Below are 14,340 nucleotides of genomic sequence, written 5' to 3' on the forward strand. Positions count from 1 at the left end.
GCCGTCGTTGCTGTGGATGTGGTGGCTGCCCACAGCTGATGATGTTGTTGCCGCCCTGCTCCATGTCTAGCACTAGCCAGGCACAGAGAACGAAAGCAAAGCAAAAAAAGAATACGATATCACAATTGGCATTTGACATTTGCTTTTGCCATTTACCTTTTGCGATCCGCATTCTCTCTTGCCGTTTTGATATTGTGACACGCATGACACAGTGACTGTAGGTTCTCTGGGTTCAAGCGTAGTGACCAGTCATCTTTCAGTGGACGGATATGATCTACGATTGCCATTGGTACTAATCGCTTTTGCATTTGGCATTTCACACATAACCCTTTGTCTCTTCGTTTTACAGCTTCCCTCATGCCGATCCACTGTGGTGATTTGTAGAAAGCATTGTATGATTTGTTCTCTTCCGTGTAGCGTTTCGTTTTGTCATATTGAATCCACTTATCGCGTTTGTCTTTTTCAGTTAGGTGTTCATGATCCTCGCAATACTTCTCTCGTGTTAGCTTTCCACAGGCAGGAGCTTTGCAACTACGAAGTGGCTTCGGTGGCATTCGCTCTTACCTTTTCGATTTCGTTAAAGACAATTGCTAGGATGGCTTTAGATTCTGGTTTCCAAGCATCCGGAAAGCATTTGAGATCGAATAAGTCATAACGTTGATTGCGATTCATGTTTGCAATTGCATTGTCGATGCCTTGCTTTGACTCAAGCTTAACGTCTGGGTAGCAGATCAGTTCGCACATGGTGGTTTCGTATTCGAGTTGAGTCATTGGTGCTGCTAAATCAGGTGGACCATGTTGTACTAAAGGTCCTTTAATCTCTTCTGGTCGTTTACCGAATGAACTTGTCTCTCTCATATGTTAACCACTCCAAACAACTCTTCTTGCAATGCAAACAAAGCAGTAGCAGATTCGAGACCAACCGACTCATGCGTTGCTTCCTTTAATCTTGAATAGTCCCATGCTCTCGATATGTTAAATAAGCTGTACCAAGCATGCGAACCCTGTATACCTGAATTCCCTAAGATACCCATAGATTTGATGTAGTGTTCATCATCCCACTGCTTACCAACCATCGTTAAGCCCACTCGAATCTCTTCTTCGGTTACATTGTTTTGTTGGCTTGTTTCAATGATTAATTCATTTAAATTCATTCCAATCATCTCCTTAGACATAATAAAAACACCCACCAAATGGCGGATGTTAATTTTTCTTTCTTCTTTTGAAGACTGCTACAAACAATTCAACTCTTATTTCACTTAAACCCTCATAACCACTATACCTATCTTTTTCCCCTCTTACTTCAGGAATTATATTAACCAGTTCCCAACCTTCTTCACCAAAATGATTAAGGTCAAACTCTAATCTGCTAATATCTCCCTTAAAGCCATCAGCTATACCCATTGTTCTATATTCCCATTGTTCCAATTTATACGACCTCCCTTAAACATCTTCTATAAAAATTTCATCTTGAAACATTCTTTTAGCATCTAAATTTCTAATTGCTCTGACAAGACTCTCATGAGCAATGTCTGCATCTTTTCTCATATTCCTATATTCATCAAGTGCAGTACTGTATTTCTCTAACGCAGGCGTGTAAATTTCTTCATTAATCCACTCATAATAATCATCTTTTTCAGAACCTAAGGCAGAATTAGCAGCTTCCAATTCAGCTTTAAGCATTACTATTTCCGATGATTTTTCTTTTAATTTCGTTTTAATTTCATGAGTTTTTTGTTGTAAGTGATTCCTCAATAAGTTAGACTTATTCGCTTGTAACTGACCAGGTAACACCATTTCTTTTTCCAAAAAAACACCTCCGCTCCCCTAATTCGACAGCGAACGCATAAGTCCTGCATCAAATTACACAAGACAAAATAAATAAGCTACCCACAGGAAGGAGCAGCTTACTTGAACAACTTATTAATGCTTCTGTTTACTGGTCTTCTAATCGCTCTTCTTGCAACCCGCTTGTGATAAGTACCATTACCGACAGATTTCATATCTCCCATAATCCTCAAGATACTGAACAATGCTTTCATCATACTTATCACTCCCTCTTCTTTGTTATCTTAAGTATAGCACAAAACAAGGAAGAAAGATATAAATTAACTGAAAATTATTTATTATTCATTTTACTGCCCACAGGCTTTTTTGATTGATACTCTTTCAGTAATAACAGAATAACACGGAAAAACGGCTATGAATGATCTTATCCCTCTCTTTTTCTTACCTTTTTATGTCCAATATTTTCCCTTTTCTTCCCTTTCACTCAATCAACTGATATATTTTAAAAGAATGTGTCAAAAAATCACGAAGGGAGAAGATTAATGGCTAATATACAGCAAAGGGGAAAGAATTCATATTTCTTCACTGTATACTTCAAAAACAGCATTACAGGCAAGAATGAGAGGAAGACAAGGACATATAAGGTAGAAGAGGAAATGAGCCCTAGAAAGCTCGAGAAACACGTTTTAAATGAGTATCAGAAGTTTGAGGAACAAGTTAAGTCCGGTGAGTATGTTTCAGTCAGCAAAATCACGTTTGAACAGTTCTCTAATCTGTGGGTAGCAAATTATCTGGACACTTTGGAAGGTTCGACTTATGAGAATCATTTATCGAAACTTAAGAACCACATCTTACCCAAGATAAGTGACAAGCAGATTCAGTCGATTAAGAGTATTGAAATAATCAACTTGCTTAAGGATTTGAAGCGAATTGATAAACCAGACATACCTTTATCGATTAGAACCAAACAGGATGTTTATCTTACCTTGAAGAGTATTTTCAAGTTTGCTTATCAATGGGAAGTGATTAAGAGTAATCCTATGACAGCCGTGGACAAGCCTCAACAGAAAAATGGAATTAGAAAAACGGTTAATTACTATGAGGAAGATGAAGTGAACAATCTTTTTCTTTTAGCCGATAAGGAATCACCTCATTGGAGAATCTTCATCATTCTGTTGCTTACCACAGGATTGAGACGTGGAGAAGCGTTGGGTTTAGAATGGTCTGATATCGATTTAAAAGAAGGTATTATGAATATCGATAAGTCCATTACGCTAGGAAGAAGCGGTAAGGCTGTTGTCAAGGCGACAAAAAGCGAATCGTCCGACCGACTCATTTCATTGCCTAAGTATGTTGTTAAAGAGTTGGAGAGTTATAAGAAGGTTTGGGCCCAATACAAAAATAATGATGATTGGGTTGAGGAAGAACGCGAATGGCTTTTCTGCAATTCAAATGGGAAGCACTTCTATCCAACCACACCAACTACTTTTTGGATGAGGTTTACTAAGAGGGCAAACGTAAGACACATCCGGTTACATGATCTAAGGCACACATCAGCAACGTTATTAATTGCTCAAGGGATTCATGCTAAAATCATATCCGAACGCCTTGGACACAAAAAAATAAGCACAACCATGGATATCTATGGTCATGCTCTACGTTCCGCAGATCGTGCAGCTGCAGATAGTTTCGATAAGTTCTTTGCCGAGAAATTATCGGATTAACATCAAGTTTTAACATCAACTGTGATATTTTATGTTTTTTCGATACCTTCATACTCTCGAAAGTACTGGTATCATTAAGTTTCCCCTAATGGAGCCTAGGGGGCTCGAACCCCTGACCTCGACGCTGCCAGCGTCGCGCTCTCCCAGCTGAGCTAAGGCCCCTCCTATGTACGTAACAACTCGTTTAGTATAGCATAGCTTTCCAGAAAGCTGCAACACAAAATTGCGACAATAAAAATGGGTTTCATTCGACAGAATATGAGGAATACTGTTTCGAAAGGAGTCGATTTTATGAATAAATTAATAGAAGCTTTTAACGCAATGCTGGTTGCCGCTATTGCTGTTATAGTTGGGTCGTTTTTACTTTATGGATCCTTTTTCTTCGTGATAACGCTCATAACAAGTGTAACCGTCTTTCTATTTACTTATATTGTTCATCATATAATTCACGTTCGGTCATTACGGCAAAAGCACTCCTAATACAAACCAGATAATTCCTGCCACAATGCCAACAAAAGCTGACTGAATGAGAACTTCTTTCGTGATTTTCTTTGTTTTGACTACATCGAGCAAGAGCCACCCACAAAAAATGGCTATAGCCATAATTAACGCTTCTCCCATATGTACACCCCTTCCCAAGAACCCACTTTACCAAGATCCTAGGAAGGCTGCAACTTTTAAGGACGTAATGTATGTTCTAATTCTTGCAGCAAGTTCTTAGCTACCATCCTGTATTTACTATCTACTTCCGCATCTTTATTGACTGGTTTTTGAAACTGGTTGATCAACCCATCAGCTGCGGCCGGGATAAAACCACTTATTTGACTCTCATCGTTTTCTGCTTGGTACACATGATGTAATAAATAAGGCGTACCAAGTTGAAATATCGCGCTTACGCTCCCCACTTCACCTTCAATTGCTTTAAAAGGTACACGTAAAAATGTATACCCATCCTCTTCCGATAGCTTGTAATCATAATAGCCATGATCATAATCCCAGTTCCCGCCTAAAGAATAGCCAATCGGTTCTAGTAACGCTTCGAGTTCTTTCGCTTTTATTGTTAGTCCTTCAATTGTTGATTCAAGTTCAATCATAGTAACGCCCCTTTACGAATAGAATAGCTTTATTTTGTGACTGCTTATGAAAGTTATACAAAAAAAAGCACGGGTTTGCACCCGAGCTTTCCATTAATTATCATTTAATCGAGTTTCTAGCTCTTTTTTCTCATCTTCAAATCCAGGTTTACCAAGTAATGCAAACATATTCTTTTTATATGCTTCTACTCCTGGTTGATCAAAAGGATTAACGCCAAGAAGATAACCACTCACAGCTACTGCTTTCTCAAAAAAGTAAACAAGGTAACCAAAATGATACTCATCCAACTTTGGAATTGACACAATCAAGTTAGGTACACCTCCATCTGTGTGGGCAAGCATTGTTCCTTTAAAAGCTTGTTTGTTTACAAAGTCCATCGTCTCGCCTGCTAAATAATTTAGCCCATCAAGATCGCTATCTGCTTTTTCAATCGTCATGTGTTTCTCAACTGATTCAATGTGTAAAATGGTTTCAAACAAATCACGGCGCCCATCTTGGACATATTGCCCCATTGAATGAAGATCAGTCGAGAAATCAACCGAAGCAGGATAAATCCCTTTTTGGTCCTTGCCCTCACTCTCACCAAATAGCTGCTTCCACCATTCGGATACATAATGAAGTTGAGGTTCGTAATTAACCATAAGCTCAATTGTTTTCCCTTTATTGTAAAGGACATTTCGGACAGCTGCATATTGATAGGCTGCATTTTCAGTTAAATCAGCTGAAGAAAAAGCTTTACGTGCATCTGCTGCTCCCGCCATCATCTGTTCGATATTTAAGCCACTCACTGCTATTGGTAATAAACCTACTGCCGTTAATACAGAGAATCGTCCACCAACATCATCTGGAATAACAAAAGACTCATAACCTTCTTCATTCGCAAGTGTTTTTAAGGCGCCACGCTCTTTATCCGTTGTCGCATAAATACGTTTACGAGCCTCTTCTTTTCCGTATTTCTTTTCAAGAAAATCACGGAATACGCGGAATGCAATCGCCGGTTCTGTTGTCGTTCCTGATTTTGAAATGACATTAACCGATACGTCTTTTCCTTCAAGCAACTCGAGAACATCTTTGATATAAGTAGAACTAATGTTTTGTCCAACAAAGATAACTTGTGGTGCGTTTCTCTTCTCGCTAGATAGTTGATTAAAGAATGAGTGATTTAATGCTTCAATTGCCGCTCTTGCACCTAAATAAGAGCCTCCTATACCTGCTACAAGTAAAACATCCGAGTCTTGACGAATTTTCTCCGCCGCTTTTTGAATGCGAGCAAACTCTTCTTTATCATAATCTACAGGTAAGTCAATCCATCCTAAATAGTCACTTCCTGCACCTGTTTTTTCATGAAGTGATTGGTGTGCTGCATTAATTAAATCTTGCATATAAGCAATTTCATGCTCTCCGAAAAAGGAAAGTGCTTTGCTGTAATCAAATTGAATCTGTGCCATAAAAAAGAGCCTCCTTAAATTCGGTACGTATTTAATGTACCGAACAGAGGCTGAAAACACAAGTTAATTGCGGTCAAAAACCGAGCTTTTCAATTGTTTGTCACTCGCATGGCGCTCAAGAGCTAACTCTATCAGTTTAGTAATTAGATCACTGTAAGTTAGTCCGCTCTCTTCCCAAAGCTTTGGATACATACTAATTTTAGTAAATCCTGGTAATGTATTAATCTCATTAATAATGACTTCACCAGCGTCAGTTACAAATACATCAACACGTGCTAGCCCTTCGCAATTTAATGCAAGGTAAGCACTTATTGCAATTTCTCTTACTTTTTCACTTATCTCATTAGACAAATCGGCAGGAATTGCAAGCTTCGCTCCATCTTCGTTAATATACTTCGCATCATACGAGTAAAAACCATCTGTCGGAAGAATCTCTCCACACACACTCGCCTTTGGGTTGTCGTTTCCTAAAACCGCCACTTCAACTTCGCGTCCATTAACTGCGGCTTCAATTAAAATTTTATGATCATAAGAAAACGCTTCTTCAAGAGCTGTGTTAAATTCTTGTTCATTCGTTACTTTATTTACACCGACAGATGAACCTTGGTTCGCAGGCTTAATAAACAAAGGCAGACCAAACCGCTCGGATATTGCTTCAAAGTCAATTTGTCCTCTGTTTGCGCGCGTAAAGCTCACTCCACTCGCAACATTTAAATCAGCTGCTTTCAGTAGCTTTTTCGCTATGTCCTTATCCATGCTTACAGCTGAACTTAAAACATTTGAGCCAACAAACGGTAAGTTGGCTAAGCGAAGCATGCCTTGAAGCGATCCATCTTCTCCAAGCGTCCCATGTACGATTGGAAAAATAACATCCAATTGGCTAAGCGCTACGTCCTTTTCTGTACAAATTAGCTGCTGTGTTTCTTGACCTGGAATTAAAGATACACCTTGGTTTGATTTATTTAATTCAATTAAAGCTGGGTTGTTTGCATTTAAGAGAAAATTAGATGCTTCATTTAAGTGCCACTGACCTTGTTTATCAATACCAATTAAGGTTACTTCAAAACGCTCTTTATCAATCGCGTCTACAATATTTTTTGCTGATTGCAATGACACTTCATGTTCGGCTGATTTCCCACCAAAAATAATGCCAACACGTTTTTTTACCAAATCCTTCACTCTCCTTCCCGTTCATTATACACGGAAAAAGCTTGTTACAGAATGAAAAATCAAAGGCATAAAATGAAAGGATGTGAAAAAAGCGAACCAACAAGGTTCGCTTCTAGTTATGAAATTACAAGGAGTCTTTTAAAATTTCCAGGGCTTCTGGCTTACCTAACTTATTGTAATTACCAAAGATTCCATTTGCACTTGCGATATCAGCAATTTGATCTAATTGTTCTTCTCCAATATTATAATCTGCAAGCTTTGAAGGTGCACCAAGACTTGTCCAAAAAGCAGATAAACGATCAATACCTTCAAGTGCTACATCTCGGTCTTCTTTCCCTGTTCGATCAACACCAAAGACACGTTCAGCAAGTTGCGCCCCTCGTGCTGGGTTAATATCAACGCTATGACGCATCCAATGTGGGAATAAAATAGCCAAACCTCCAGCATGAGGGATATCAGAAATAGCAGAAACCGCATGCTCTAAGTTATGCGTACCCCAATCACCTCTTGCTCCCATCTGAGTTATGCCATTGAGCGCCATCGTTCCACTATAAAGAATCGTCTCTCGATGATCAAGATTTTCCAAGTCATCAATCAGTTCTGGACCTACCTCCATTACGGTTTGCAAAATTGATTCACAAATCCGGTCTTGGAGAGGTGTGTTTTCAGCTGGATGGAAATATGCCTCAAGCACATGACTCATCATATCAACAATTCCATACGTGGTTTGGTCCTTAGGCACAGATGTAGTATTAACAGGATCCAGAATAGAGAAGTTTGGAAATGTAAACACACATCCCCAACCTACTTTTTGATGTGTTTCCCAATTTGTAATAACAGAACCTGAATTCATTTCTGAACCGGTCGCTGCTAATGTAAGTATCGTTCCAAATGGGAGCGCATCTTCTGGAGTTTCTTTCTTCGTAATAATATCCCATATCTCTCCATCATAACGAGCGCCAACTGCTATCGCTTTTGTTGCATCAATAACACTACCTCCACCCACAGCCATGATAAATCCAATATTGTTTTCACGGCAAAGGTCAATTCCCTTCTGTACAGTTGTTAAGCGTGGATTAGGTTCAACACCAGAGAGCTCGGTAACTGTGCAACCAGCCTGCTCGAGTTGTTGAGTTACTTTATCATATAGACCATTTTTCTTAATGCTCCCCCCACCATATACGAGTAAGACATTACGGTCGTATACAACAAGTTCATCTGCAAGCAACTCCGTTTTACCTTGTCCAAAGATTAATTTTGTAGGATTATAAAATGTAAAAGCGTCCACAATGGAACCTCCTTATTTATGTTCTTTTCTATGGTAGCCTTTTTTTAGAGCTAACGCAAAAAGCCAGCTTTGCAACCGTTAATTGCCAGCTTATACTATGCATAAACAAGCGGGAGAGACACCACCCTAAGACTAGCACATCTAAAGAAGTGTGCAGAGAATGTTCGGAGGTGATACAAGTGAGCGGTATTCAAAAAACAGCACTGGTACTCGCCATTATCGGTGCGATTAACTGGGGATTAATTGGGTTCTTTCGATTTGACTTAGTTGCATTTATTTTTAATGGTCAAGCTTCTGTTATTTCACGCCTCATTTATGCCTTAGTTGGACTAGCTGGTTTATATGCTATTTCAATTTTAATGAAGCCAAAAGAAGAACTTGGTCGAGACCACGAAGTCGAACCACAACGGTAATAACAGAACGAGGTCAAAGAGAAAAGCAGCTAGTAATGATACTAGCTGCTTTTTCTTATTTCTTCGCGCGTTTGTTTAAGTCCGCTTGAATTTCATTTGATTGTTTTAACCATTCTTTTAACTTATCTTCAAGCGTATTAAATCCTTGTTGCTTTTGTTGCGTAGCTTGTGGCTTACGCGCAGCGCCACCACCAGTTGCACGTGGTTTGCTTTGTGGACGTGCTGGTGCTTCTTGTGTAGCACGAATTGAAAGAGAAATCTTTCCAGAAGCTTCATCTACTGACATGATTTTAACTTTCACTTCATCTCCTACTGTAAGAACATCAGCAATGTCTTTCACATAGCCGTGAGCGACTTCAGAAATGTGGACAAGCCCTTGCTTTTTTTCATCGATAGCAACGAACGCACCAAAAGGCTTGATTCCCGTCACTTTACCTTCAATAATGCTGCCTTCTTCATAATTAGACATTAATCACAACTCCTAAACATGTTTTAACCTTTTAATTTTACCATACGATCTGGGATTTAGCAAAGGAGGAACTAAATCTATTCTGGCAGCTTTAATTGACCTCTTTGTAAAGTAGCCATACTAATGTTTATGCCTAAATGCCTTTCGTATTTATCCTTTTTATATAGCTCTCTTTGCTCAAATAAAGAGATGACTTTACCTGAACGATTCATTCTTCCAGTTCGTCCAGCTCGATGCAAATAACTAGATGCTTCATTTGGAGTTTCTAACTGAATGATATGCGTGATACCATCTACGTCTAAGCCTCGAGCTGCAACATCCGTTGCCACTAAAATGTTTGCTTCTCCTGATTTCATTGCAGCAAGCGCTGCTTCTCTCTCTTGTTTATTACTCTCTGAAGATAGAGATACAGCTGCAATTTGACGATACCGAAACTTCTCAATCGTTTCAGTAAGCTTTTCTAACTGATTAACAAACACAATTCCTTTTTTGATTTGTTCAGCATGAATGAGCTTTCTTGCTATATCTATGCGATCACGTGCTTCAATTTTAACACCGATATGATCAACATTTGCTGGCAACAGAGAGCCTTCAGCTTCTATACGATGTAATTCTGGAACAAATGAACGCAGTTTCTTTTCTAATTGCTCTGGTGCGGTCGCCGAAACAAACAGAAACTGAGCTTCATACCCAATCCGTTTTCCTAACTCTTCTACTTCAGACCAGGCCTTATCTTCAAGCACTAGACGGTCGACTTCATCAATGACATAAAACCCAATATCATTTAGTTTCAACTTTTTTATACGGACTAGCTCAAGAATCCTCCCTGGGGTTCCAACTGCAATTTGTGGTTTCTTTTTCTTTAACTTTTCAACTTGCCGATTTATATTGGCTCCACCAATAAATACCATACATGATAAGCCTGTTTGCTCTGAGGTTTCCTTTATGACTGTTTCAATTTGAACAGCTAGTTCTTGAGAAGGCGCAATAATAAGTGCTTGCGTTGCCTGTTTTTCAAGTTCAATTTTTGCTAAGATCGGAAGCACGTAAGCAAGCGTTTTTCCTGAACCTGTTTGTGAGCGTAGGATCAAATTTTTGCCGTTTAGCGCCTCGGGAATTGCAGCTTCCTGAATGGGTGTTGGTGAAGTAATACCTTGTGCTGCTAAATTTCCAGCTAGCGCCTGAGGCCATTCGTTCTCCATAAAATGGTTAATCATTTTTTATCTCCTTTAGTGTACCTGTCGAACGCGTTTAAACGCCTCTGCTTCTTCAATAGTTAAGTTACCAAGTTCATTTAAAAACTGTTGTTGAAATGTGCCAATACCTTCATTTTCGGTTTTCGTAAAAGCACGTTCAGCTGCAACACCATAAAAAACAAGCGATTGTACAGCAGCACTTACCATTCCTTTTGGATTTACCGCGGCAAACGCACTCATGACTCCACCAAGCAAACAGCCAGTACCAACTACTTTTGTTAACCACTCATGTCCATTCGCCACGGTCATTACTTGTTTACCATCCGTAACAACATCGACTTTTCCAGTGACAACGATAACCGTGCCTAATTTTTTAGCTGCTTCTTTTGCAAGTTCAATTGAATCAGTCTCTATTTTAGCATCGACACCTTTAACTGTACCGACTTGTCCAACTATCGCCGCAATTTCCCCAGCATTTCCGCGAATGATCGAAATATCCACTTCTTCAAGTATTTGCTTAATGATCGTTGTTCGAAAAGGAGTGGCCCCTGCACCAACTGGATCGAGGATAACTGGAATTCCTTTTTGATTAGCTGATTTACCAGCTAAAATCATTGATTCCACAATGTGTGGTGATGGTGTACCAATGTTAATTAACAGTCCTTCAGCCGCCGCTGCCATATCAGCCGTTTCTTCTTTTGCATAAGCCATCACCGGTGATGCGCCAATAGCTAATAGCCCATTTGCAGTAAAATTAGTGACGACAAGGTTCGTCATACAGTGAATAAGTGGGTTCATTTGTCTCACTGTTTTCATTTATATTTCCCACTCCTTTTATTAATCATAGAATTGGTCCAAGTTCCATCTCTGTTATACGTTCTTTGTATGTCTCTTCAAGAAATTCCCAATCCGTTCCAGAGCTTCTTCTAAATTCGAAAGAGACGTCGCATAAGAACAGCGAATGTGTCCTTCACCACCTTCACCAAATACTGACCCTGGTACTACAGCTACACGTTCTTCCATCAATAGTTTCTCCGCAAATTGTTCAGAAGTGAGCCCAGTATGTGAAATGGAAGGAAATGCATAAAATGCCCCATCAGGCTTATGACAAGGTAACCCAATTTCTTTAGCCGTTTTCACAAAGTAATTCCGTCGCTGTTGGTATGATAACTTCATTTTTGCCACGTCTTCCATCCCATTTTCCATCGCTTCAATTGCTCCATGTTGGGCCATTGTTGGCGCACACATTAAACTATATTGGTGGATCTTCAACATCGCTGCTAATAGATCAGGTGGAGCCATTACGAAACCTAAGCGCCACCCTGTCATTGCAAAAGCTTTGGAGAAACCATTTATGACAATCGTTTGTTCCTTCATATCAGGTAACGTAGAAAAACAAACATGATCATGGTCGTAAGCAAGTTCAGCATAAATTTCATCTGAAAAAACAATGAGCTCATGTTTTCGAACAATATCTGCAATCTGGTTAAGCTTTTCTTTGCTAATTGATGCACCTGTAGGATTATTTGGATAGCAAATCATGATCGCCTTCGTTTTATCTGTTATTACCGCTTCAATATCCGCAGGACGCACTTCAAAATTAGTTTCTGCAGATGTCCCCACTGATATAGGGACACCCCCAGCAAGTTTCACAAGTGGGGCGTAAGAGACAAATGTTGGTTCGACAATAATAACTTCATCACCAGGATTTAAGATCGACCGCATTCCAATATCGATTGCTTCACTTGCACCAACCGTTACAAGCACTTCTGTTTCAGGGTCGTAGCAGACACGAAACCTTGTTCTCATATAATGAGCGATTGCCTCTCGTAACTCTAATATACCTGCATTTGCTGAATATGCGGTAAATCCTCGCTCCAATGATGAGATACTCGCTTCCCTAACATTCCACGGTGTGACAAAATCCGGCTCACCAACACCGAGAGAGATGATATTTTCCATTTTAGATGCCAAATCAAAAAAACGGCGAATGCCGGATGGTTGAATCGTTGCCACTCGTTCTGATAACCGACTATTTTCCGATACGATTTTCTCCATTATGGACTCACCACGATTCGGCGGTCTTCGTCTGGTTTGTCAAATATAACACCATCGTGCTTATACGTTTTTAATTGAAAATGGGTGGTTGTTGATAGCACGGAATCAATTGTTGAGAGCTTTTCCGAGACGAAACGAGCCGTTTCTTGCATTGTTTTTCCTTCAATCACTACAGAAAGATCATAAGCCCCAGACATTAAGTAAAGCGCACGAACTTCTGGAAAGCGGTAAATACGTTCTGCTACTTCATCAAAGCCTACCCCTCTTTTAGGTGCAACTTTTACATCAATCGTAGCAGTAACAGTCTCCTGAACGGGTACTTTAGCCCAATCAATGACCGCGGAATAGCTTAATATAATGTTCTTTTCCTCAAGTTCTTTTATATATTGGTCAACGTCCTCTGGTTTCAAATCAACCATCTTTGCTAACTTATTCGTTTCCATCCGACCATTTGCTTCAATAATTTGCAGTATTTCATATGCCTTTTTGTCAAACACTTATACTCTCCCCCTATAAACAATCCTTGCTTCGAATGAGTCATTTTCTTTTTGTCTATCCTAATCATAACATACGGATCCTGTTTTTAGCTTTACAAATAAGCTGGTTCATAAGGAGGTTTTCCATGAATAGTAAGACTTCTGCATTATTAATTGTTGATATGATTAATCCTTTCTCATTTAAACACGGGGAAGAACTATTTCAACAAGCAGAACGGATAACGAGCAATATTATCCAGTTGAAACAACATATGAAAAAGCAAGGATCGCCTGTGCTTTATGTGAATGACAACTATGGGAAATGGCAATCTGATTTCCTGAACTTAGTTGATGAAATCAAAGAAAGCAATGCAATTGGTGCTCCAATTGCTGAGATGCTCAGACCAGAGCCAACAGATTATTCCGTGCTTAAACCAAAATACTCAGGTTTTTTTGATACCCCTTTACATTTGTTACTTGAACACTTAGAAATTACTACGTTGTTCTTAACAGGTATTGTAGGAAATATGTGTATCCAATTCACAGCTAATGATGCTTATTCACTTGAATATAAGCTTTGTATCCCTTCCAATGCCATTGCAAGTTTTTCTGAACAAGATAATCAAGTGGCGATGCACCATTTTAAACACATCTTAAAAGCAGATATTTCACCTACTCAAAAATGGTTAAATTAAACAAAAAATCCGCAAGCTACTAACTTGCGGATTTTTTGTTCGATTAAAATACTTGTTTTAATGATTCTTTATCTTCTGCAAGCCATTTACGCATGCGATCTTTTGTTCCTTCTAAATCATGAAGAATCGCTTGCCCACATTCTTTCTCTGTAGCAGCAGGAACATCTTCTGTTAAAAGAGAATAATTCATAGTCTTCTCAAGCACATCGATGATTTCAGTGACCGTTGGTGTTCCACTCATGATTAGATAATAACCAGTTTGACAGCCCATTGGCGATATATCAACCACGTCAAAATGGTCATAATCTTCGGCAAAACGACGAATATTAATGGCAAGCAAATGCTCCAGTGTATGAATTACATCTGGTTTTAGCGCCTCTTTATTCGGTTGACAAAACCGAATATCAAATTTATTCACTTCTCCATCACTGCCAATCTTATGGGTACCACAATGACGAACATAAGGTGCCTTAACAATGGTATGATCGAGTTCAAAACTTTCAACTGAAGGCATAATATC

The 14,340-nt window shown here is 39.2% G+C and carries 20 protein-coding genes and 1 tRNA gene; 4 read left to right on the top strand and 17 right to left on the bottom strand.

Annotated features, from left to right (window positions below):
• Positions 1–152: 152 nt before the first annotated feature.
• From BK584_RS07825 to BK584_RS07845, 5 genes are read right to left on the bottom strand one after another with little or no spacing between them, the layout of a single operon-like run.
• Positions 153–554: an HNH endonuclease gene (locus BK584_RS07825; protein WP_078392089.1), complete on the bottom strand. Its 402-nt coding sequence runs from the start codon at positions 552–554 to the stop codon at positions 153–155.
• On the bottom strand, positions 532–858 hold the full coding sequence (locus tag BK584_RS07830; protein WP_078392090.1) for a hypothetical protein: 327 nt from the start codon (positions 856–858) through the stop codon (positions 532–534). Before BK584_RS07830 ends, BK584_RS07825 begins: the two co-directional genes overlap by 23 nt.
• Entirely contained in the window at positions 855–1,175 is a 321-nt protein-coding gene (locus BK584_RS07835; protein WP_139365628.1) for a hypothetical protein, read from the bottom strand. Before BK584_RS07835 ends, BK584_RS07830 begins: the two co-directional genes overlap by 4 nt.
• A gap of 28 nt (positions 1,176–1,203) precedes the next feature.
• Positions 1,204–1,428 carry a DUF4177 domain-containing protein gene (locus BK584_RS07840; RefSeq protein WP_078392092.1) on the bottom strand — a complete coding sequence of 75 codons (225 nt, stop codon included), beginning with the start codon at positions 1,426–1,428 and terminating at the stop codon, positions 1,204–1,206.
• Between the two features lie 15 nt (positions 1,429–1,443).
• A complete protein-coding gene (locus BK584_RS07845; protein ID WP_078392093.1) occupies positions 1,444–1,809 on the bottom strand; it encodes a hypothetical protein in 366 nt (121 codons plus the stop codon).
• Positions 1,810–2,330: 521 nt separating this feature from the next.
• On the opposite strand from BK584_RS07845, the gene BK584_RS07850 reads away from it, so the two are divergent.
• Positions 2,331–3,512 carry a tyrosine-type recombinase/integrase gene (locus tag BK584_RS07850; RefSeq protein ID WP_078392094.1) on the top strand — a complete coding sequence of 394 codons (1,182 nt, stop codon included), beginning with the start codon at positions 2,331–2,333 and terminating at the stop codon, positions 3,510–3,512.
• 89 nt (positions 3,513–3,601) lie between these two features.
• Here the strand turns inward: BK584_RS07850 and BK584_RS07855 are convergent.
• A tRNA-Ala gene (locus tag BK584_RS07855) sits at positions 3,602–3,674 on the bottom strand.
• Positions 3,675–3,803: 129 nt separating this feature from the next.
• Between BK584_RS07855 and BK584_RS24110 the strand changes: the two genes are divergently transcribed.
• Complete coding sequence (locus BK584_RS24110) at positions 3,804–3,992, top strand: hypothetical protein (RefSeq protein WP_139365629.1); 189 nt, start codon at positions 3,804–3,806, stop codon at positions 3,990–3,992.
• On the opposite strand, the gene BK584_RS24535 is transcribed toward BK584_RS24110, so the two are convergent.
• The 5 genes from BK584_RS24535 to BK584_RS07875 all read right to left on the bottom strand — a co-directional run bounded on the left by BK584_RS24535 (position 3,972) and on the right by BK584_RS07875 (position 8,513).
• Positions 3,972–4,133 (bottom strand): hypothetical protein, encoded by a 162-nt coding sequence (locus BK584_RS24535; RefSeq protein WP_169871134.1) that lies wholly within the window; start codon positions 4,131–4,133, stop codon positions 3,972–3,974. The two genes, BK584_RS24110 and BK584_RS24535, sit on opposite strands and share 21 nt — an antisense overlap.
• Positions 4,134–4,189: 56 nt before the next feature.
• Positions 4,190–4,606: a YugN-like family protein gene (locus BK584_RS07860; RefSeq protein ID WP_078392095.1), complete on the bottom strand. Its 417-nt coding sequence runs from the start codon at positions 4,604–4,606 to the stop codon at positions 4,190–4,192.
• 93 nt (positions 4,607–4,699) lie between these two features.
• Complete coding sequence (locus BK584_RS07865; protein ID WP_078392096.1) at positions 4,700–6,055, bottom strand: glucose-6-phosphate isomerase; 1,356 nt, start codon at positions 6,053–6,055, stop codon at positions 4,700–4,702.
• Positions 6,056–6,118: 63 nt separating this feature from the next.
• A complete protein-coding gene (gene ddlA, locus BK584_RS07870; protein ID WP_078392097.1) occupies positions 6,119–7,225 on the bottom strand; it encodes a D-alanine--D-alanine ligase in 1,107 nt (368 codons plus the stop codon).
• A 124-nt stretch (positions 7,226–7,349) separates the two neighbouring features.
• Positions 7,350–8,513: an iron-containing alcohol dehydrogenase gene (locus BK584_RS07875; protein ID WP_078392098.1), complete on the bottom strand. Its 1,164-nt coding sequence runs from the start codon at positions 8,511–8,513 to the stop codon at positions 7,350–7,352.
• Between the two features lie 179 nt (positions 8,514–8,692).
• Here BK584_RS07875 and BK584_RS07880 point away from each other — a divergent pair, with 179 nt between their 5' ends.
• The gene (locus tag BK584_RS07880; RefSeq protein WP_054703733.1) at positions 8,693–8,926 is read left to right on the top strand and encodes a DUF378 domain-containing protein; all 234 of its coding nucleotides are present in this window, start codon (positions 8,693–8,695) and stop codon (positions 8,924–8,926) included.
• Positions 8,927–8,981: 55 nt separating this feature from the next.
• Here BK584_RS07880 and yugI read toward each other — a convergent pair whose 3' ends face one another.
• The 5 genes from yugI to BK584_RS07905 form a co-directional block, all read right to left on the bottom strand.
• A complete protein-coding gene (yugI, locus tag BK584_RS07885) occupies positions 8,982–9,395 on the bottom strand; it encodes a S1 domain-containing post-transcriptional regulator GSP13 (protein ID WP_078392099.1) in 414 nt (137 codons plus the stop codon).
• A 77-nt stretch (positions 9,396–9,472) separates the two neighbouring features.
• Complete coding sequence (locus BK584_RS07890) at positions 9,473–10,612, bottom strand: DEAD/DEAH box helicase (RefSeq protein WP_078392100.1); 1,140 nt, start codon at positions 10,610–10,612, stop codon at positions 9,473–9,475.
• A gap of 12 nt (positions 10,613–10,624) precedes the next feature.
• Positions 10,625–11,407, bottom strand: coding sequence for a hydroxyethylthiazole kinase (gene thiM, locus BK584_RS07895; RefSeq protein WP_078392101.1), 783 nt, complete (start codon positions 11,405–11,407; stop codon positions 10,625–10,627).
• 54 nt (positions 11,408–11,461) lie between these two features.
• A complete protein-coding gene (locus BK584_RS07900; RefSeq protein ID WP_078392102.1) occupies positions 11,462–12,649 on the bottom strand; it encodes an aminotransferase in 1,188 nt (395 codons plus the stop codon).
• Positions 12,649–13,146 (bottom strand): Lrp/AsnC family transcriptional regulator, encoded by a 498-nt coding sequence (locus BK584_RS07905; protein WP_078392103.1) that lies wholly within the window; start codon positions 13,144–13,146, stop codon positions 12,649–12,651. The genes BK584_RS07900 and BK584_RS07905 overlap by 1 nt, the downstream gene beginning before the upstream one ends.
• 125 nt (positions 13,147–13,271) lie before the next feature.
• On the opposite strand from BK584_RS07905, the gene BK584_RS07910 reads away from it, so the two are divergent.
• Positions 13,272–13,820, top strand: a complete 549-nt coding sequence (locus tag BK584_RS07910) for a cysteine hydrolase family protein (RefSeq protein WP_078392104.1) — start codon at positions 13,272–13,274, stop codon at positions 13,818–13,820.
• A 43-nt stretch (positions 13,821–13,863) separates the two neighbouring features.
• Here the strand turns inward: BK584_RS07910 and BK584_RS07915 are convergent, their stop codons facing one another.
• Complete coding sequence (locus BK584_RS07915) at positions 13,864–14,334, bottom strand: S-ribosylhomocysteine lyase (RefSeq protein ID WP_078392105.1); 471 nt, start codon at positions 14,332–14,334, stop codon at positions 13,864–13,866.
• Positions 14,335–14,340: the final 6 nt, after the last annotated feature.

The organism is Shouchella patagoniensis, assembly GCF_002019705.1.
Classification (GTDB): domain Bacteria; phylum Bacillota; class Bacilli; order Bacillales; family Bacillaceae_D; genus Shouchella; species Shouchella patagoniensis.